The sequence below is a fragment of the Streptomyces sp. NPDC014864 genome (genome assembly GCF_043081525.1).
GTDB lineage: Bacteria > Actinomycetota > Actinomycetes > Streptomycetales > Streptomycetaceae > Streptomyces.
This window is the reverse complement of sequence record NZ_JBIBWT010000004.1, coordinates 413,519-431,162: the sequence shown is the minus strand read 5'-3', so window position 1 is coordinate 431,162 and position 17,644 is coordinate 413,519. Positions and strand designations below refer to the sequence as shown.

The window sequence follows — 17,644 nt, the reverse complement described above, 5'->3', positions numbered from 1 at the left end:
TATCTGGCGTTGACTTTTGGCACGCTGTTGAGTTCTCAAGGAACGGACGCTTCCTTTGTACTCACCCTCTCGGGCTTTCCTCCGGGCGCTTCCCTTCGGTCTTGCGTTTCCGACTCTATCAGATCTTTTCTCGACCTGACCCCCAGTCAGCGGGGCTTGTGTTCCCGGCCGTTGAGCCGTTCCGACGAGTGAGACTTTAGCGGATTCCCTGCTCCCGAGCGAATCGGGGGCAGCGTTCTTTCGAACACGGATTCCCTATTCCGCAAATACGCACGCCAACGAAACGACGACTGACAGGCACAAGTGCACGACTGTCGTCGAGTAGACGATGGTTCCTGCGGAGTGGCTGTCCGGGGACCGACCGGAGTCGGCTCTCACGTCGGACAACTCGAAGAACCCTACGGATGGGGCGGGGGTGTGTCAACTCGCGGGCGGACGGGATCCCGGCGGCGTACGCTGGTCGATGTGACTACGCGTACGTGCAACCAGCAGTGGTGGGCCGCCTGACGGCGGCCGGACTCACGTATGCACTCAACGGCCGCCGCCTCGGCGGCCGTTCTCGTATCTCCCTCCTGAGGGTCGGCCGGCCGGGTGCGGCGGCCTCGACCAGGAGGTAAGAGAGATGGCGCGGGTCTTCAGCGGGGTCAAGCCGACCGGGCATCTGACACTGGGGAACTACCTGGGGGCCATGCGGCGGTGGGCCGAGGTGGACCAGCGGCAGGCGGACGCCCTGTTCTGTGTCGTCGACCTGCACGCACTGACCGTGGACCACGATCCGGCGCGGGTGCGCCGGCTGTCCCGGCAGGCGGCGACCCTGCTGCTGGCGGCGGGGCTCGATCCGGAGCTGTGCACCGTGTTCGTACAGAGCCAAGTCGACGAGCACGCGCGGCTGTCCTATCTGCTGGAGTGCGTGGCCACCGACGGCGAGATGCGGCGGATGATCCAGTACAAGGAGAAGTCCGCGCGCGAGCGGGAGCGGGGCGGCAGCGTGCGGCTGTCGCTGCTGACGTATCCCGTGCTGATGGCGGCGGACATCCTGGCGTACGGGACGGACGAGGTGCCGGTCGGGGACGACCAGACGCAGCATGTGGAGCTGTCCCGGGATCTGGCGGTGCGGTTCAACCAGCGCTACGGGCACACGTTCACGGTGCCGCGGGCGACGCCTCCGAAGGTGGCGGCGCGGGTGATGAATCTGCAGGACCCGACCTCGAAGATGGGCAAGTCCGACGACTCCGGGCCCGGGATCGTCTATCTGCTGGACGAGCCGGAGGTGGTCCGCAAGAAGGTCATGCGGGCGGTCACCGACAGCGGGCAGGACGTCGTCTACGACCGGGAGGGTCGACCCGGGGTGGCGAACCTGCTGGAGATCCTGGCGGCGTGCGGGGGCGGCGACCCGGAGGCACTGAGCGGGGAGTACACGTCGTACGGCGCTTTGAAGAAGGACACCGCCGAGGCCGTGGTCGAGTTGCTCGAGCCGGTGCGGGCCAGGCACCGGGAGCTGTGCGCCGATCCCTCCTACGTGGATGGGGTGCTGCGGACCGGAGCGGCGAAGGCGCGGGAGATGGCCAGACCGACGGTGGACGCGGCGTACCGGGCGATGGGGCTGCTGCCGGCCTGACCGTTCGACGGCCGGAAGGCTCGTCACGGCCGGGAGAGCCGGAAGGGCGGGGCGACGGCCTTGCCGGCGGTCCTTGTCCGGCCGGAGGTGGCGGGCACCCCGCTCCGGGGTGCCCTGCGCCGTCCGGGGGGAGGTGTCAGTTGTTGCCGGAGGCGAGTTCACGGCTGCGGTCGCGGGCCGCCTCCAGGGCGGCGATGAGCGCGGCGCGCACTCCGTGGTTCTCCAGTTCGCGGATGGCGTTGATCGTGGTGCCCGCGGGGGAGGTGACGTTCTCGCGGAGTTTCACGGGGTGCTCCCCGCTGTCGCGGAGCATCACGGCGGCGCCGATCGCGGACTGCACGATGAGGTCGTGGGCCTTGTCGCGGGGCAGGCCGAGGAGGATGCCGGCGTCGGTCATGGCCTCGACCAGGTAGAAGAAGTACGCCGGGCCCGAGCCGGAGAGGGCGGTACAGGCGTCCTGCTGTGACTCGGGGACGCGGAGGGTCTTGCCGACCGCGCCGAAGATCTCCTCGGCGTGGGCGAGGTGCTCGGCGGTGGCGTGGCTGCCGGCGGAGATGACGGACATGGCCTCGTCGACGAGGGCGGGCGTGTTCGTCATGACCCGGACGACCGGGGTGCCCGCGGCCAGGCGCTCCTCGAAGAAGCCGGTGGGAATGCCCGCGGCGCCGCTGATGACCAGGCGGTCGGCGGGGATGTGCGGGGTGAGCTCGTCGAGGAGGGTGCCCATGTCCTGCGGCTTGACCGTGAGGATCAGGGTGTCGGCGGTCTTCGCCGCCTCCACGTTGGTGACCGGGGTGACTCCGTGGCGGGCGCGGAGTTCTTCGGCCCGTTCGGGGCGGCGGGCGGTCACCAGGAGGTCGGCGGGGGCCCAGCCGGCCCGGATCATTCCGCTGAGCAGGGCTTCGCCGATCTTGCCGGTGCCGAGGACTGCGACTTTCTGGCTCATGGACTCATCCTCGCACCGGGGGTGGAGGCCTCGGGCGCGTTGTCCGGCTGGCGGGACGCCTGACGTCCGGTGGGGCGTCCGGCCCGCCGTCGTGGAACGTCCCGGCCGTGATCACGGAACGCCCGGACCGTGGTCGTGGAGCCTTTCGGTCCTCGTCCCCCGTGGTCCGCCGTCTCGTCCGCCCTAGGGTGTGCGCCGCTTCAGGGTCGCCGCGCCCAGTCCCAGGACCAGCAGCGCGGTGCCCGCGACGATCAGTACGTCCCGGACGAACGTCGCCGTCATGTCCGCGTGGCGCAGGACCTCGTTCATGCCGTCGACCGCGTAGGACATGGGCAGGACGTCGGAGATGCCCTCCAGGACCGGGTGCATGGAGGAGCGGGGGGCGAAGAGGCCGCAGAGGAGGAGCTGCGGGAAGATCACCGCGGGCATGAACTGGACCGCCTGGAACTCGGAGGAGGCGAAGGCCGAGACGAACAGGCCGAGGGCCGTGCCGAGCAGGGCGTCGAGCAGAGCAACCAGCAGGACCAGCCAGGCCGAGCCGATGACGTCCAGACCGAGGAACCAGAGCGCGAGTCCCGTGGCCAGGGCCGACTGGATGATCGCCAGGATGCCGAAGGCGAGCGCGTAGCCGGCGATGAAGTCGCCCTTGCCGACAGGCATGGCGAGCAGGCGTTCGAGGGTGCCCGAGGTGCGTTCGCGCAGGGTGGCGATCGAGGTCACCAGGAACATCGTGATCAGTGGGAAGATCCCGAGGAGCGAGGCGCCGATGTTGTCGAAGGTGCGCGGGCTGCCGTCGAAGACGTAGCGCAGCAGGACCAGCATCAGGCACGGGACCAGGATCATCAGCGCGATGGTGCGCGGATCGTGGCGTAGCTGGCGCAGGACCCGGCTCGCTGTGGCGGTGGTGCGGGAGAGGTTCAGGGCGCTGGGGGGCGCCGGGACGGTCGGCGTGCTCATCGTGCTGTCTCCTTGGCGCGGCCTGCCGCGGCCGCTTCGTCGACCAGGTGCAGGAAGGCCGCCTCGACGGTTTCCGTGCCGGTGCGGGATCGCAGGGCGGCCGGGGTGTCGTCGGCGAGGATCTCGCCCTCGCGCATGAGGAGGAGCCGGTGGCAGCGCTCGGCCTCGTCCATGACGTGGGAGGAGATGAGGAGGGTGGCGCCGCGGGTCGCGGCGATGTCGTGGAAGAGGTTCCACAGGTCGCGGCGCAGGACCGGGTCCAGACCGACCGTCGGTTCGTCGAGGACGAGGAGTTCGGGGGTGCCGAGCAGCGCGACCGCGAGGGAGACGCGGCTGCGCTGGCCGCCGGAGAGGTTGCCGGCGAGGGCGCCGGCGTGGTCGGTGAGGTCGACGTCGGCGATCGCCCGGGCGACGGCCTCGCGACGGCGGTCGGCGGCGGCGCGGCCCGGGTGCAGGATCGCGGCGAAGTAGTCCAGGTTCTGGCGGACGGTCAGGTCGTCGTAGACGGACGGGTCCTGGGTGACGTAGCCGATGCGGGTGCGGAGGGCCGGGTGTCCGGCCGGGCTGCCGAGGACCTCCAGGGTGCCGGTGACCTTCGCCTGGGTGCCGACGATGGCCCGCATGAGGGTCGACTTGCCGCATCCGGAGGGGCCGAGGAGTCCGGTGATCTGACCGCGGGGCACGGTGAAGTCGAGGCCGCGCAGGACCGTGCGGGAGCCGCGGACCGCGGTGAGGCCTTCGGCGCGGACGGTGTCCGTCTCCGCCCGGGGCGGTGGGCCCGAGGGGTTATTCATCATGTGATGAATAATGCTCACGCGGCGTGGTGCCGTCAAGGGCCGGACGGGCAGACGGTGGTGGCCGGGCGTTCGTCGGAGATGGGAGTCGACGCGAAGCGCCGGCGATCGACGGCAACGCCGCTGGGGGTACCTCGCGCTCGAAGGGCTTGAGGGAGTGCGTGCCAGCCCCCGCGATCCCGGCAGGACCCGCAAGAGAGGCTCGGGCGGCGCTGAGGCTGCCGGTGCCGGTGCGGGGGCGGGATGGGTCTCGTACGGCCGTGATCGTGCGGCCGGCCGGTGGCGAACAGTGTGTCTCAGGCCAGGACGGTCGAGTCCGCGACGCGCGGCCGGCCGGACGGGCCGGACGGACAAGGCGGACCAGGCGGACCAGACAGGCCGGACGGGCCGGATCGCCCAGTCGTCGGGCGGGCTTCGCCGGTCAGGTGTGACGGCGCTTCTTGGAGGGGTTGCCGGAGCGGCGGGTGGATCGGCGTGCGAACTGCTCGCGGGCCCGCTCGTACTCCTGGCGGTGCAGTTTCTCGCCCGGGGCCTCGGCGAGGGAGCGGAAGAAGTAGGCGAGGAGGGACCCGACGAAGCCGATGGCGAGCAGGCCGCGCAGGGAGGCCTGGCGCTCGGGGTCGGGGCGCTTGGCGAAGCCGTCCCAGGTGTGCCGGAAGGCCAGCGCGCTGCACACCGCGAACATCACGACGACCAGCAGCGAGACGAAGGTGCCCGATTCGGCGATCTGGAGTCCCTGGTAGGCGAAGCGCAGCATCAGGCAGGAGACGGCGACCGCGACGAGCGAACCGGCGGTGGCCGCGACGCGGCGGGCCGGGTAGCCGTCGTCGTGGTGCACCCAGGTCGTGCCGAAGAAGCGGAGGGGCTCGGGGCGGGGGCCCGCGGGGGCTGTGGAGCCCGCGGACGTGTCCGGGGTGCCGTTCTCGTCGCTCACGCGTCGATTATGGCTCCGGCGCCGCCGCGGGCTCCGTCCGGGATCAGCCGCAGCGCTGGGCGACGTAGCCGTCGCTGCCCGTGTGGACGTAGGCGTCCGAGACGTACTCGCCGCTCCCGATGTTGTCCCAGAGGTTGCTGGTGCCGTACGGGCCCGTGACCGTGGTGCCCGGCGTCTGGCAGTAGATCGGCACGGAAGACCCCTCGGGCAGCACGCGCACGATGCTGTAACCGGTGCCCGGACCGCTGCGGACGTTCAGCCGGACGCCCGGCGCGATCGAGTAGTACCGCACGAGTGCCGTGACCGCGACGGACTCCTCGGTCGCCTTCTCCGCCCCCGTGGCGACGGACCTCTGGACACGCTCGACCGACATGACGTACCTCCCCCGTTGCACCCCATGACCGCCATGGGGCCCCGTTGATTCCCCCGGAGCGCGCCACGAAACACCTGTGGGCACGTGGGCGCGACTCGCACGTGGAGGCTAGCAAGCCGCCTCTGTCCCGTTCGAGTCATCGACTAGGCTCCGTGCGTCGCGCGCGCGGACGAACAGCACGGGGGTGGGTCCATGACGCCACAGCGCAACACCGGGGCGGGCGCGGAAGCGGAACTTCCCGAATACGCCGGTCACTACCGCCTGGAGGAGCGGCTGGGCTCCGGTGGCATGGGTGTGGTGCACCTGGCCCGCAGCACCTCGGGACTGAAGCTCGCGGTGAAGGTCGTCCATGCCGCGTATGCGGTGGACCCCGAGTTCCGGGGGCGTTTCCGACAGGAGGTGGCGGCGGCCCGGCGGGTCAGCGGTGCCTTCACCGCGCCGGTCGTCGACGCCGATCCGGAGGCCGAACGGCCCTGGATGGCCACCCTGTTCATCCCCGGGCCCACACTGTCGGAGCACGTGAAGCGGAACGGGCCGATGGCTCCGGCCCAGTTGCGCCGGCTGATGGCCGGGCTCGCGGAGGCGCTGCGCGACATCCACCGGGTCGGCGTGGTCCACCGGGATCTCAAGCCGAGCAACGTGCTGCTCGCCGAGGACGGCCCGAAGGTCATCGACTTCGGCATCTCGCGCCCGAAGGACAGCGAACTGCGCACCGAGACGGGCAAGTTGATCGGCACTCCGCCGTTCATGGCGCCCGAGCAGTTCCGGCGGCCGCGGGAGGTGGGGCCGGCGGCCGACATCTTCGCGCTCGGGTCCGTGCTGGTGCACGCGGCGACCGGGCGCGGCCCGTTCGACTCCGACAGCCCGTACGTCGTCGCCTACCAGGTCGTGCACGACGAGCCGGACCTGACCGGCGTACCGGAGAACCTGGCGCCGCTCGTGCTGCGCTGTCTCGCCAAGGAGCCCGAGGACCGGCCCACTCCGGACGAGCTGATGCGGGAACTGCGGTCGGTGGCGGCCTCATACGACACCCAGGCGTTCATACCGGAGCAGCGCACGGCGGACCCGTCGTTCCCGGGTGCGGCCGAGGAGACCCGGTCGCCCGCGTGGCCCGAGGACGGCGCGGAACGGCCGGAGTCGCACGTCGGCTGGTCCGGAGCCCGCGCCGAGCGGCCGGAGTCGCGCACTGGCCGGTCCGGACCCGATGCCGGGGGGCAGGAGTCCCCCGTCGGCCGGTCCGGGGCCCGCGCCGAGCGCTCGCCGGCGCGAACCGGGCGGCGGCGCGGGACCCTGGCGCTGGCCGCCGGCGGGCTCGCCCTGGCCGTGGCCGGAGTGCTCGCCTCGGTGCACCTGCTCGGCGGGAAGGGCCCGGGGCGCGACGCCCGGCCCCGGACCGCCGCGGCCGCGTTCTCCGGGTGGGCGGTGCGGCCGGTGCCCGGGGCGGATGGAGCGGCCCAGTGCACTTACGGGGCGGAAACGTTGCTCTGTGCGCGGCCCGGTCTCGTCTACGCCGTCGATCCGGCGGACGGCACCCTGCGCTGGCGGCACTCCGTCGCAGCGATGGCCGTGGGCCGGGCGCCCGTCGTGTCGGGCGGTCTGGTGCAGCCGATGACGGACCACGGCCGACTGCTGGAGGCGCTGGACCCCGTCTCGGGCAGGGCGCGCTGGCAGCGGAACGTTCCCGCATACAGCGGAGTGCGGAATGTCGGCGGCATGGTGCTGCTCACCGGTACCGACGGGGTGGTGCGGGGCGTGGACGGCGCGACCGGCCGCATCAGGTGGAGCAAGCGGCTGCCGGCGCCGGCCCTGCCGTCCTTCTCCGTCTTCTCGTCGTTCTCCTCCTTCGCCGGGGACCCGCTCGCGTACGCGACGAGCACCTCGAGCGACGGGTCGGCCACGCGCGTGGTCTCGGTGGACGCGCGGACGGGGGCGGTGCGCTGGGACGCCCGGCTGCGGGGGACGCTGACGCCCGTCGGCAGCGAGGACGGTTCACTCGTGCTGCTCGCCCAGCGGGGCACCTACGTCGGTCAGGCCGAGGCCGTCGTCCGCTACACCCCGGCGTCGAAGGCGTCGATCCGCGTCCCGCTGCCCGTGCCGGTGGACGGCGCGCAGGCGAGCGTGCGGGGCGGGACCGTGCATCTGCTGGGCGCCGGTGGCTCCCTGGAGGCGGTCGATCTGGCGGCGCGGAAGGTGCGGTGGCAACTGGAGACGTCCGTCAGCCGTGGTTCGGCGCCCGTCGCCGACGCCCGTCATGTCTACTTCACCGGCGGCGACGGCCGGTTGCTGGCGGTCGACGCCCGCACCGGGCGGATGGCCGGGCAGACCGCGCCCCGGATCGGCGCGCACGCGGACCGGATCGCCGCCGCGCTGCCCGAGCCGGTGGTGGCCGGGGCGCACGTCTACGCGGCCGCCCCCGACGGGACCGTCTTCGCCGTGGACGGGCGCGCGCCCTCGGACTGGTGACGTGGCGGAGGTGCTGGCCGGGCGGGTGACGTCCGAGGACGCACGAAGGCGCACGAAGGTGCGGGAAGGGGCCGTCTCCGAGGAGGCGGCCCCTTCGTGCAGTCGTTCCGGCGCTCGTCGCCGACAGTCGTTTCGGCAGTCGTCCCGGTCGCCGGGGGTCAGCCCAGCTTGGAGACGTCCCGCACCGCGCCCTTGTCCGCGCTGGTCGCCATCGCCGCGTACGCCCGCAGCGCCGCGGAGACCTTGCGGTCGCGGTCCTTCGGTGCGTACACCCCGTTCAGCGCCTGCGCGCGGCGGGCCAGCTCGGCGTCGTCGACCAGAAGCTCGATGGCGCGGCCCGGGATGTCGATGCGGATGCGGTCACCGTCCTCGACGAGCGCGATCGTGCCGCCGGACGCCGCCTCGGGGGATGCATGCCCGATGGACAGGCCGGACGTGCCGCCGGAGAAGCGGCCGTCGGTGATCAGGGCGCAGCTCTTGCCCAGGCCGCGGCCCTTCAGGTACGAGGTCGGGTAGAGCATTTCCTGCATTCCGGGGCCGCCCTTGGGGCCCTCGTAGCGGATGACGACGACGTCGCCCTCCTTGATCTGCTGGGTGAGGATCTTCTGGACGGCCTCCTCCTGCGACTCGCAGACGACCGCCGGGCCCTCGAAGGTCCAGATCGACTCGTCGACGCCCGCGGTCTTCACCACGCAGCCGTCCACCGCCAGGTTGCCCCGCAGGACCGCCAGACCGCCGTCCTTGGAGTAGGCGTGCTCGGCGGAGCGGATGCAGCCGTTCTCGGCGTCGTCGTCCAGGGAGTCCCAGCGCTCGGACTGGGAGAAGGCCTCCGCCGAGCGCACGCAGCCGGGGGCGGCGTGCCACAGCTCGACCGCCTCGGCGGACGGGGAGCCGCCGCGCACGTCCCAGGTCTTGAGCCAGTCCCCGAGGGAGGGGCTGTGGACCGCGTGTACGTCCTCGTTGAGCAGGCCCGCGCGGTGCAGCTCGCCGAGCAGGGCGGGGATGCCGCCGGCCCGGTGCACGTCCTCCATGTAGTACGTGCGGTTCTTGGCGACGTTCGGGGCCACCTTCGCCAGGCACGGCACACGGCGCGAGACCGCGTCGATCTCGGTGAGGCCGAACGGGACGCCCGCCTCCTGGGCGGCGGCCAGCAGGTGCAGGATCGTGTTGGTCGAGCCGCCCATGGCGATGTCGAGCGCCATCGCGTTCTCGAAGGCCGCGAAGCTCGCGATGGAGCGGGGCAGGACCGTCTCGTCGTCCTGCTCGTAGTAGCGGCGGGTGAGGTCGAGGACCGTGCGGGCCGCGTCCTCGTAGAGCGCCTTGCGGGCGGTGTGGGTGGCGAGGACCGAGCCGTTGCCGGGCAGAGCCAGGCCGATGGCCTCCGTCAGGCAGTTCATCGAGTTGGCGGTGAACATGCCGGAACAGGAGCCGCAGGTCGGACAGGCGTTCTCCTCGATACGGAGGATGTCCTCGTCGGAGATCCTGTCGTTCACCGCGTCGGAGATCGCGTCGACCAGGTCGAGGGTGCGGACCGTGCCGTCGACCAGTGTGGCGCGGCCGGACTCCATGGGGCCGCCGGAGACGAAGACCGTCGGGATGTTCAGGCGCAGGGCCGCCATCAGCATGCCCGGGGTGATCTTGTCGCAGTTGGAGATGCAGATCAGGGCGTCGGCGCAGTGGGCCTCGACCATGTACTCGACGCTGTCCGCGATCAGGTCGCGGGAGGGCAGGCTGTAGAGCATGCCGCCGTGGCCCATGGCGATGCCGTCGTCGACCGCGATGGTGTTGAACTCGCGCGGGATGCCGCCCGCCGCGCGGACCGCGTCGCTGACGATCCGGCCGACCGGCTGGAGATGGGTGTGGCCGGGCACGAACTCGGTGAAGGAGTTGGCGACCGCGACGATGGGCTTCCGTCCGATGTCCGCGCCGGGTACACCGGAAGCGCGCATGAGGGCGCGGGCGCCCGCCATGTTGCGGCCGTGGGTGACTGTGCGGGACCTCAGCTCGGGCATCGTCGCTCGCTCCTTCGGAGAGTTCCGCCGGCGAAACCGGCGGAGATCTGACGCAGTCGAGCCTACGCCGGTCATCCAGGGGTCGGGACGCGGTGTCCGAGATGCGGGACGCATGTCTCAGGGGTTCCGCGTGTGCGCGTTCGGGGGCCGTACGCGCACGCGGGGGCTGCCGCCCCGCCCGCGGGCTCACGCGCCCGTGAGGTGTCCCTGCACCACCGGCGCCACCCGGGCGATGATCTGCTCCAGGTCCGCCGAGGCCAGGGGCTCCACCTTGATCACGTACCGCAGCATCGCGCATCCCACCAGCTGGGCGGCGGCCAGCTCGGCGCGCAGCTCGGCGTCCGGCAGGTCGAGCTGCGCGGCGATGCGGCGCAGCAGCTGGGAGGCGATCAGACGGCGGAACACGGCGGCGGCGGTCTCGTTGTTCACCGCCGAGCGGACGATCGCCAGCAGGGGCGTGCGGGTGGTCGGGTTCTCCCAGACGCCGAAGATGAAGCGGGCCAGCCGCTCGCCGACTCCGTCCAGGGGGCCGTCGGCCAGCGCGTCGGGGGCGTCCAGGGCGGGCGCGAAGGCGACCTCGATGGCGGCGGCGAAGACCTGTTCCTTGGTGCCGAAGTAGTGGTGGACCAGGGCCGAGTCGACGCCGGCCGCCTTGGCGATCCCGCGTACGGAGGTCTTCTCGTAGCCGCGCTCGGAGAACTCCTCGCGGGCGGCGGCCAGGATGCGGTCGCGGGTGTCGGCGGACTCCGTGCGCGGCGGACGCCCCCGGCGGCGTGCGGGCGCGCCGGTCATGGCCGGGGCACCTTCACGGCCGACGCCAGGTGCAGCCGCGTGAAGGCGAGGGCCTCGGCCAGGTCGGCCTCGCGCTCGGCGCTGGACATGGCGCGGCGGGTGTTGACCTCGATGACCACGTGACCGTCGAAACCGGAGCCGGCGAGACGTTCCAGCACCTCGGCGCAGGGCTGGGTGCCGCGGCCGGGCACGAGGTGCTCGTCCTTGTTCGAACCCGCCCCGTCGGCGAGGTGGACGTGACCGAGCCGGTCGCCCATGCGCTCGACCATCCGGAGACCGTCGACGCGAGCCGTCGCGGCGTGGCTGAGATCGACCGTGAAGTGGCGGTAGTCCTCCTTCGTGACGTCCCAGTCGGGGGCGTAGGCGAGCATCTCGCGGTCGCGGTAGCGCCAGGGGTACATGTTCTCGACGGCGAAGCGCACATCGGTCTCGTTCGCCATCCGCCAGATTCCGTCGACGAAGTCGCGGGCGTACTGGCGCTGCCAGCGGAAGGGCGGGTGCACCACGACGGTGCTCGCGCCGAGCTTCTCCGCCGCGGCCCTGGCGCGCTGGAGCTTGACCCAGGGGTCGGTGGACCACACCCGCTGGGTGATCAGCAGGCAGGGGGCGTGAACGGCGAGGATCGGTATCCGGTGGTAGTCGCTGAGCCGACGCAGGGCCTCGATGTCCTGGCTCACGGGGTCGGTCCACACCATGACCTCGACGCCGTCGTACCCGAGGCGCGCGGCGATCTCGAAGGCCGTCGCCGTCGACTCCGGATAGACCGAGGCCGTCGACAGGGCGACCTTCGCATCCGGGATGCGCACCACTGGTTCTGCCACGAGGGACAGGGTACGGGGCCGAACTCCGCGCCGGGGCGTCGGTTGCGTTCCTCTCCCGGCCGGGGTACGGCATCCGGCCACGCCCGTCATGAGGGCATACGCCGATGGGCGGCGCCCGGGCCGGAGGGGGCCGGAGGGGTGTGGTGTGGCGGGTTTCACGTCGAGGGGTGGGGCCGGGCAGGGGCGGGCCCCAGAGCGCGGTCGAGACGGGCCGGGGGCGGGTGGAGCGGGAGGCGGCCGCGGGAGCCGGAGCCCGGGCCGCGAGCCGAAACCGCGGTCCTGGCCCGGTCGGGCGTGCTCGCGGTCGTCATGCGGGCCGGGGCCGCGCTCGCCGTCGTAAACCGGGCGGTGAGCCGAAGCCGCCGTCGGTCGTAGCGCGGCCCAGTCGCCCTCGGGCAAGGTCCGCCGCGGGGTCGCCCGGTGGTCTGACGCCCCCTGGGCCACCCGGCGACCAGATGCCGCCCGAGCCGGCCCCCCACGTCACCCCGTCGGCATGTGGTCCAGTCTTCTGAGGATCACGCCCTCCCGCAGCGCCCACGGGCATATCTCCAGCGTCTCGACGCCGAAGAGGTCCATCGCGGCCTCGGCGACCAGGGCCCCCGCCAGCAGCTGGCCCGCGCGGCCGTCGGAGACGCCGGGCAGCTCTGCCCGTTCCGCGACCGTCATTCCGGCGAGGCGCGGCACCCAGCCCTCCAGGGACTCCCGCTTGAGTTCCCGCTGGACGAGGGGGCCGTCGGCCGAGCGGGCGGCGCCGGCCAGGCGCGCGAGCTGCTTGAACGTCTTGGACGTGGCCACCACGTGGTCGGGGGCGCCCAGGCGGCTGAACTCGCCGACCGTACGCGCGATCTCCGCCCGCACATGGCGACGCAGCGACCGGACCGCCTCCGGATCGGGCGGGTCGCCGGGCAGCCAGGCGGCGGTGAGCCGGCCGGCGCCGAGCGGCAGCGACACGGTCGCGTCGGGCTCCTCGTCCATGCCGTAGGCGATCTCCAGCGAGCCGCCGCCGATGTCGAGGACCAGCAGCTTCCCGGCCGACCACCCGAACCAGCGGCGCGCGGCGAGGAAGGTGAGACGGGCCTCCTCCTCCCCGCTGAGCACCTGGAGCCCGACGCCCGTCTCGGCCCGCACGCGCGCGAGGACGTCGTCGGCGTTGCGGGCCTCCCGCACGGCGGAGGTGGCGAACGGCAGCAGGTCCTCGACACCCTTGTCCTCGGCGGCCTGGAGCGCCTCCCGGACGACGGCGACCAGCTTGTCGACGCCCTCGGGGCCGATCGAGCCGTCTCCGTCGAGGAGTTGCGCGAGCCGCAGTTCCGCCTTGTGCGAGTGCGCGGGCAGCGGGCACGCGCCGGGGTGCGCGTCGACCACCAGCAGGTGCACCGTGTTCGATCCCACGTCGAGGACACCGAGTCTCATGTACGGAACGCTACTGCCACCCGGCTCGTCCTCCGCCCCCGGAACCCCGCGCGGGACGTTGCCGTCCACGGCGCCGGGCGACTTACCCTGGACGCGTGCCAAAGACGAAAAAGGCGAAGACCGGAAACGCGGCAGACGCGACAAAGCCGAAAAAGAAGGCAAGGACTGGCGAGCCGGTCGTAGCAGCCGGTTCGGCGGAGGGTTCGTCGCCGGTGACGCCGTCGAAGCGGGCCAAGAAGCGTCCGGAGCCCGACGAGAAGGGACTCGACTTCGCGCGCGCGTGGGTGGAGTTTCCGGATCCCGCGGACGACGAGCAGGTCTTCCGCTGCGATCTGACATGGCTGACCTCTCGCTGGACCTGCATCTTCGGAAGCGGCTGCCAGGGCATCCAGGCGGGCCGCGCGGACGACGGATGCTGCACGCTGGGCGCGCACTTCTCCGACGAGGACGACGAGAAGCGGGTCGCCGAGCACGTGGCGCGGCTCACCCCGGAGATCTGGCAGAACCACGCCGAGGGCACGAAGAACGGCTGGGTGGCGGAGGACGACGAGGGGTCCCGGCAGACCCGGCCCTACCAGGGCTCCTGCATCTTCCAGAACCGGCCCGGCTTCGCCGCAGGCATGGGCTGCTCGCTGCACATCCTGGCGCTCCGGGAGGGCCGCGAACCGCTGGAGACAAAGCCGGACGTGTGCTGGCAGCTGCCGGTCCGGCGGACCTTCGACTGGATCGACCGTCCCGACGACACCCGCGTGCTCCAGGTGTCGATCGGCGAGTACGACCGCCGGGGCTGGGGTCCGGGCGGCCACGACCTGCACTGGTGGTGCACCTCGGCGACGTCGGCGCACGGCGCGGGCGATCCGGTGTACGTCTCCTACCGGGCCGAGCTGACGGAGCTGATGGGCAAGGCGGGTTACGACCGTCTGGTCGAGCTGTGCGAGCAGCGCCTGGCCGCGCAGCTCCCCCTGCTCGCACCGCATCCGGCGGACCCCGCGCCCCCGGCCGGTTCGGCCGACACGGCGGGTACGGCGGACCCGGCGGTCTGAGGTCGGGCCTCCGCCCGGGGGCCGGAGGCAGGCCTGGGCCCGGGGCCGGACCGGCCCCCGGCGTCGTGGCCCCCCGTCGCGCACCGCACCGTTCCTAGGACGGGCCGGATGTGCCGCTGCCGCCGGGGGACGGGGCGGAGGACCCGGAGTCGGTGGGCGACGGGTCGGTCGGCGTCGGCGTGGGGTCGGCGGACGGCGGGTCGCTCGGAGTGGAGGGCGACGGCGTCGGCGAGCCGGACGCCGTCGGGTGCGGGTCGGCCGTCGGCGTGGGGTCGCCGGGCCGGGCCGGACCGGGGGCGGAGGGGGTAGGCGCGGTGCCGTAGCCCTCGATGGAGACGACGGCTCCGGCGGGCGCGATCGCCACCCGCGCCCTCCAGTGGCCGGACGGCTCGCGCAGCGGGTCGACGTACACCCTGATCGTCGCCGTCTCCCCCGGCCGGAGCGTGCCGGACGACCGGCTCAGGTAGAGCCAGGACGCGCCCGTGGACGCGGACCAGTGGACCGGGTCCGGCCCGGACGCGGTCAGGGTGACGCGCGTGGTGTCGCCGCTGCTCGCGGCGGTCACGGTCAGGCTCTGGCCCCGGTGCCCGCCGTCGCTGCCGCCGAGCACCTCCACGGAGACGTCGGGCCGGTGGCCCGCGGAGGTGTCGGAGTCGGGACGGGTGCGCGCGTTGCCGGTGTTCTCGTAGCCGCCCGCGCTCCCGCCGTCGACGGCGTCCGGTTCCTGGGCGTCGTGCGCGGTGGCGGAGGGGCTGCCCTGGCCCTCCCCGGTCGGGGTCCCGCGGTAGGCGGCCCACAGGGCCAGCACGGGGGCGGCGACGACGGTGGCGACGACGGTCGTGGTGACGGCACGCGCGCGGAGGCGGTCCCTGCGGGCCGCGCGGTCCTTGGGGTCCATGGGGAATCCGCGCCGGTCGAAGCGGGGCACGGCGCCCCGCGCGCGCGGGTGGTGCGCCATGGCGACGTGCAGGGCCGCCCGGGGCGCCTCCAGCACCGGCAGCTCGGCCGGGGTGACGGTGGCGCCGGGCCACCGGCCGGGGACCGCGCGCTCGGCGGTCCGGCGGCAGCGCGGGCAGTCGTCGACGTGCCGGACGAGCTCGCGCCGCAGGGCGGTGCCGAGCACGAGCCGGTTGTCCTCGGTGAGACGGGCCACGCTCGGGCAGGTGCCGGTCTCGACGACGGCGAGCGCCGCGCGGGTGCGCTCCACCTCGCAGGCGGCGGAGGCGAGCAGTTCGCGGGCGGCGGGCGGGGACATGCCGAGCACCGCGGCGACCTCGTGGGGCGGGAGGTGGTGACGCACAGCCAGTTCGAGCGCCTCGCGCTGCTCGGGGGTGGTGCCGGCGGCCTCCGGCCAGGCCAGCAGGGCGAGTTCGCGCCGCCGTCGCTCCCGCACCTCCTCGGCGGCGGGCGACGCCGCCGCGGGCCCGGCGCCGCGCTGCCGGCCGTCGCCGGGGCCGCTCCGGCCCGCGGCACGGGTGCCCTGACGTTTCTGCTTGGCCTCGGCCAGCGCGCGCAGGCACGCCCAGCGGGCCAGCGCGTACAGCCGCGCGCGGCGCTCGCCGGGCGTCCGGGGCACGCGCTGCCCGCGCCGCTCGGCGAGCGCGAGGGCGTCACCGAGGGCGGTGGTCGCCGCGTCGTGATCGCACAGGACGGACAGGCAGTAGGTGAACAGGCCGTCCAGGTACGGCTCGTAGCGCGCGGGAGGGCGCTGCGCCAGCGTGCGCGCCGCAGCGCGGTCGCGCGCCTCCCGGTGCGCCCGGTGTGCGCCGGTTGTTCGGATCGTGGTCTCCGGGCTGCTGCTCATCACCCGTGCGACCGTAGGCGGCGGGAGAATGCCCCTTCTTCTCCCTTCGGCACTTTTAATCCGTACGGGTGAAACGATCCCTCATAAGGGGACAGGAACCTTTCCCGCCGCGGCCCGCGGGGGCCGGTCCGCCCCGGCGGCGGCCCGCGCCCGCCCTCCCGGACACCTCGGCCACGGTCTCCGCCCGTACCCACGCCCTGCCGTCCTCCCTCCGGCCGGAGCCCGCGCTGTCAGTGCCGACGGCTACGGTTTCCCCATGGCTGCCCGTACGAAGACCACCAAGGACCGGCCGTCCTACCGCTGCACGGAGTGCGGCTGGCAGACGGCCAAGTGGCTCGGCCGCTGCCCCGAGTGCCAGGCCTGGGGGACGGTCGAGGAGTACGGCGCGCCCGCGGTGCGCACGACGGCACCGGGCCGGGTCACCAGCTCCGCCCTGCCCATCGGCCAGGTCGACGGCCGCCAGGCCACCGCCCGCTCCACCGGCGTGCCCGAACTCGACCGCGTGCTCGGCGGCGGACTCGTCCCCGGCGCCGTCGTCCTGCTCGCGGGCGAGCCCGGAGTCGGCAAGTCCACGCTGCTGCTGGACGTGGCGGCCAGGGCGGCGAGCGCCGAGCACCCCACGCTGTACGTCACGGGTGAGGAGTCCGCGAGCCAGGTCCGCCTGCGCGCCGACCGCATCCACGCCCTCGACGACCACCTCTATCTCGCCGCCGAGACCGACCTGGCCGCCGTGCTCGGCCACCTGGACGAGGTGAAGCCGTCGCTGCTGATCCTCGACTCGGTGCAGACGGTGGCCTCCCCGGAGATCGACGGCGCGCCCGGCGGGATGGCCCAGGTCCGCGAGGTGGCGGGCGCCCTCATCCGTGCCTCCAAGGAGCGGGGCATGTCCACCCTCCTCGTGGGCCATGTCACCAAGGACGGCGCGATCGCCGGCCCCCGCCTGCTGGAACACCTGGTCGACGTCGTCCTGCACTTCGAGGGCGACCGCCACGCCCGCCTGCGCCTGGTCCGCGGCGTGAAGAACCGCTACGGCGCGACCGACGAGGTCGGCTGCTTCGAGCTGCACGACGAGGGGATCGTGGGCCTGGCCGATCCGAGCGGCCTGTTCCTGACCCGCCGCGACGAGCCGGTGCCCGGCACGTGCCTGACCGTCACCCTGGAGGGCCGCCGTCCCCTGGTCGCGGAGGTGCAGGCGCTCACCGTCGACTCGCAGATCCCCTCCCCGCGCCGTACGACGTCGGGGCTGGAGACGTCCCGGGTGTCGATGATGCTGGCCGTCCTTGAGCAGCGGGGCCGGATCAGCGCGCTCGGCAAGCGGGACATCTACTCGGCGACGGTCGGCGGCGTGAAGCTGTCCGAGCCGGCCGCCGACCTGGCGGTCGCCCTCGCGCTGGCGTCGGCCGCGAGCGACACCCCGCTGCCGAAGAATCTCGTGGCGATCGGCGAGGTGGGGCTCGCGGGCGAGGTGAGACGGGTCACGGGCGTCCAGCGCCGGCTGGCGGAGGCCCACCGTCTGGGCTTCACGCACGCCCTGGTACCGACCGACCCGGGCAAGGTCCCGCCCGGTATGAAGGTCCTGGAAGTCGCCGACATGGGGGACGCGCTGCGGGTCCTCCCCCGGTCCCGTCGCCGAGAGGCCCCACGGGAGCAGGAGGACCGCCGGTAGACTTTGCC

General features: G+C 73.2%; 14 protein-coding genes. 4 read left to right on the top strand and 10 right to left on the bottom strand.

Going from position 1 to position 17,644, the window contains the following annotated elements:
* Positions 1 to 622 precede the first annotated feature (622 nt).
* Positions 623 to 1,618: a tryptophan--tRNA ligase gene (gene trpS, locus ACF1A5_RS10495; protein WP_392192429.1), complete on the top strand. Its 996-nt coding sequence runs from the start codon at positions 623 to 625 to the stop codon at positions 1,616 to 1,618.
* Positions 1,619 to 1,754: 136 nt separating this feature from the next.
* On the opposite strand, the gene proC is transcribed toward trpS, so the two are convergent.
* From proC to ACF1A5_RS10470, 5 genes are all read right to left on the bottom strand, one after another.
* Positions 1,755 to 2,564: a pyrroline-5-carboxylate reductase gene (proC, locus tag ACF1A5_RS10490; protein ID WP_392192428.1), complete on the bottom strand. Its 810-nt coding sequence runs from the start codon at positions 2,562 to 2,564 to the stop codon at positions 1,755 to 1,757.
* A gap of 183 nt (positions 2,565 to 2,747) precedes the next feature.
* Positions 2,748 to 3,521, bottom strand: coding sequence for an ABC transporter permease (locus ACF1A5_RS10485; RefSeq protein WP_392192427.1), 774 nt, complete (start codon positions 3,519 to 3,521; stop codon positions 2,748 to 2,750).
* Complete coding sequence (locus tag ACF1A5_RS10480; protein ID WP_392192426.1) at positions 3,518 to 4,318, bottom strand: ABC transporter ATP-binding protein; 801 nt, start codon at positions 4,316 to 4,318, stop codon at positions 3,518 to 3,520. Before ACF1A5_RS10480 ends, ACF1A5_RS10485 begins: the two co-directional genes overlap by 4 nt.
* Before the next feature lie 418 nt (positions 4,319 to 4,736).
* Entirely contained in the window at positions 4,737 to 5,249 is a 513-nt protein-coding gene (locus ACF1A5_RS10475) for an EamA/RhaT family transporter (RefSeq protein ID WP_392192425.1), read from the bottom strand.
* A 43-nt stretch (positions 5,250 to 5,292) separates the two neighbouring features.
* Positions 5,293 to 5,622: an SH3 domain-containing protein gene (locus tag ACF1A5_RS10470; protein WP_392192424.1), complete on the bottom strand. Its 330-nt coding sequence runs from the start codon at positions 5,620 to 5,622 to the stop codon at positions 5,293 to 5,295.
* A gap of 192 nt (positions 5,623 to 5,814) precedes the next feature.
* Between ACF1A5_RS10470 and ACF1A5_RS10465 the strand changes: the two genes are divergently transcribed.
* The gene (locus ACF1A5_RS10465; protein ID WP_392192423.1) at positions 5,815 to 8,085 is read left to right on the top strand and encodes a serine/threonine-protein kinase; all 2,271 of its coding nucleotides are present in this window, start codon (positions 5,815 to 5,817) and stop codon (positions 8,083 to 8,085) included.
* A gap of 158 nt (positions 8,086 to 8,243) precedes the next feature.
* Here the strand turns inward: ACF1A5_RS10465 and ilvD are convergent, their stop codons facing one another.
* The 4 genes from ilvD to ACF1A5_RS10445 form a co-directional block, all read right to left on the bottom strand.
* The gene (ilvD, locus tag ACF1A5_RS10460) at positions 8,244 to 10,097 is read right to left on the bottom strand and encodes a dihydroxy-acid dehydratase (protein WP_392192422.1); all 1,854 of its coding nucleotides are present in this window, start codon (positions 10,095 to 10,097) and stop codon (positions 8,244 to 8,246) included.
* 186 nt (positions 10,098 to 10,283) lie between these two features.
* A complete protein-coding gene (locus tag ACF1A5_RS10455; protein WP_392192421.1) occupies positions 10,284 to 10,889 on the bottom strand; it encodes a TetR family transcriptional regulator in 606 nt (201 codons plus the stop codon).
* Positions 10,886 to 11,710, bottom strand: coding sequence for a sugar phosphate isomerase/epimerase family protein (locus ACF1A5_RS10450; RefSeq protein ID WP_392192420.1), 825 nt, complete (start codon positions 11,708 to 11,710; stop codon positions 10,886 to 10,888). The genes ACF1A5_RS10455 and ACF1A5_RS10450 overlap by 4 nt, the downstream gene beginning before the upstream one ends.
* Before the next feature lie 480 nt (positions 11,711 to 12,190).
* Entirely contained in the window at positions 12,191 to 13,123 is a 933-nt protein-coding gene (locus ACF1A5_RS10445) for a Ppx/GppA family phosphatase (protein ID WP_392192419.1), read from the bottom strand.
* Between the two features lie 95 nt (positions 13,124 to 13,218).
* Here ACF1A5_RS10445 and ACF1A5_RS10440 point away from each other — a divergent pair, with 95 nt between their 5' ends.
* On the top strand, positions 13,219 to 14,166 hold the full coding sequence (locus ACF1A5_RS10440; RefSeq protein WP_392192418.1) for a hypothetical protein: 948 nt from the start codon (positions 13,219 to 13,221) through the stop codon (positions 14,164 to 14,166).
* Between the two features lie 94 nt (positions 14,167 to 14,260).
* On the opposite strand, the gene ACF1A5_RS10435 is transcribed toward ACF1A5_RS10440, so the two are convergent.
* On the bottom strand, positions 14,261 to 15,970 hold the full coding sequence (locus tag ACF1A5_RS10435; protein ID WP_392192417.1) for a hypothetical protein: 1,710 nt from the start codon (positions 15,968 to 15,970) through the stop codon (positions 14,261 to 14,263).
* Positions 15,971 to 16,226: 256 nt separating this feature from the next.
* Here ACF1A5_RS10435 and radA point away from each other — a divergent pair, with 256 nt between their 5' ends.
* Positions 16,227 to 17,636: a DNA repair protein RadA gene (gene radA / locus ACF1A5_RS10430; RefSeq protein WP_392192416.1), complete on the top strand. Its 1,410-nt coding sequence runs from the start codon at positions 16,227 to 16,229 to the stop codon at positions 17,634 to 17,636.
* The last annotated feature ends 8 nt before the right edge of the window (positions 17,637 to 17,644 follow it).

Coding starts and splice junctions, on each gene's coding strand:
- ACF1A5_RS10445 (WP_392192419.1), bottom strand. CDS start 13,123: ATGAGACTCGGTGTCCTCGACGTGGGATCGAACACGGTGCACCTGCTG.
- ACF1A5_RS10480 (WP_392192426.1), bottom strand. CDS start 4,318: ATGATGAATAACCCCTCGGGCCCACCGCCCCGGGCGGAGACGGACACC.
- ilvD (WP_392192422.1), bottom strand. CDS start 10,097: ATGCCCGAGCTGAGGTCCCGCACAGTCACCCACGGCCGCAACATGGCG.
- ACF1A5_RS10485 (WP_392192427.1), bottom strand. CDS start 3,521: ATGAGCACGCCGACCGTCCCGGCGCCCCCCAGCGCCCTGAACCTCTCC.
- radA (WP_392192416.1), top strand. CDS start 16,227: ATGGCTGCCCGTACGAAGACCACCAAGGACCGGCCGTCCTACCGCTGC.
- trpS (WP_392192429.1), top strand. CDS start 623: ATGGCGCGGGTCTTCAGCGGGGTCAAGCCGACCGGGCATCTGACACTG.
- ACF1A5_RS10465 (WP_392192423.1), top strand. CDS start 5,815: ATGACGCCACAGCGCAACACCGGGGCGGGCGCGGAAGCGGAACTTCCC.
- ACF1A5_RS10455 (WP_392192421.1), bottom strand. CDS start 10,889: ATGACCGGCGCGCCCGCACGCCGCCGGGGGCGTCCGCCGCGCACGGAG.
- proC (WP_392192428.1), bottom strand. CDS start 2,564: ATGAGCCAGAAAGTCGCAGTCCTCGGCACCGGCAAGATCGGCGAAGCC.
- ACF1A5_RS10470 (WP_392192424.1), bottom strand. CDS start 5,622: ATGTCGGTCGAGCGTGTCCAGAGGTCCGTCGCCACGGGGGCGGAGAAG.
- ACF1A5_RS10435 (WP_392192417.1), bottom strand. CDS start 15,970: ATGAGCAGCAGCCCGGAGACCACGATCCGAACAACCGGCGCACACCGG.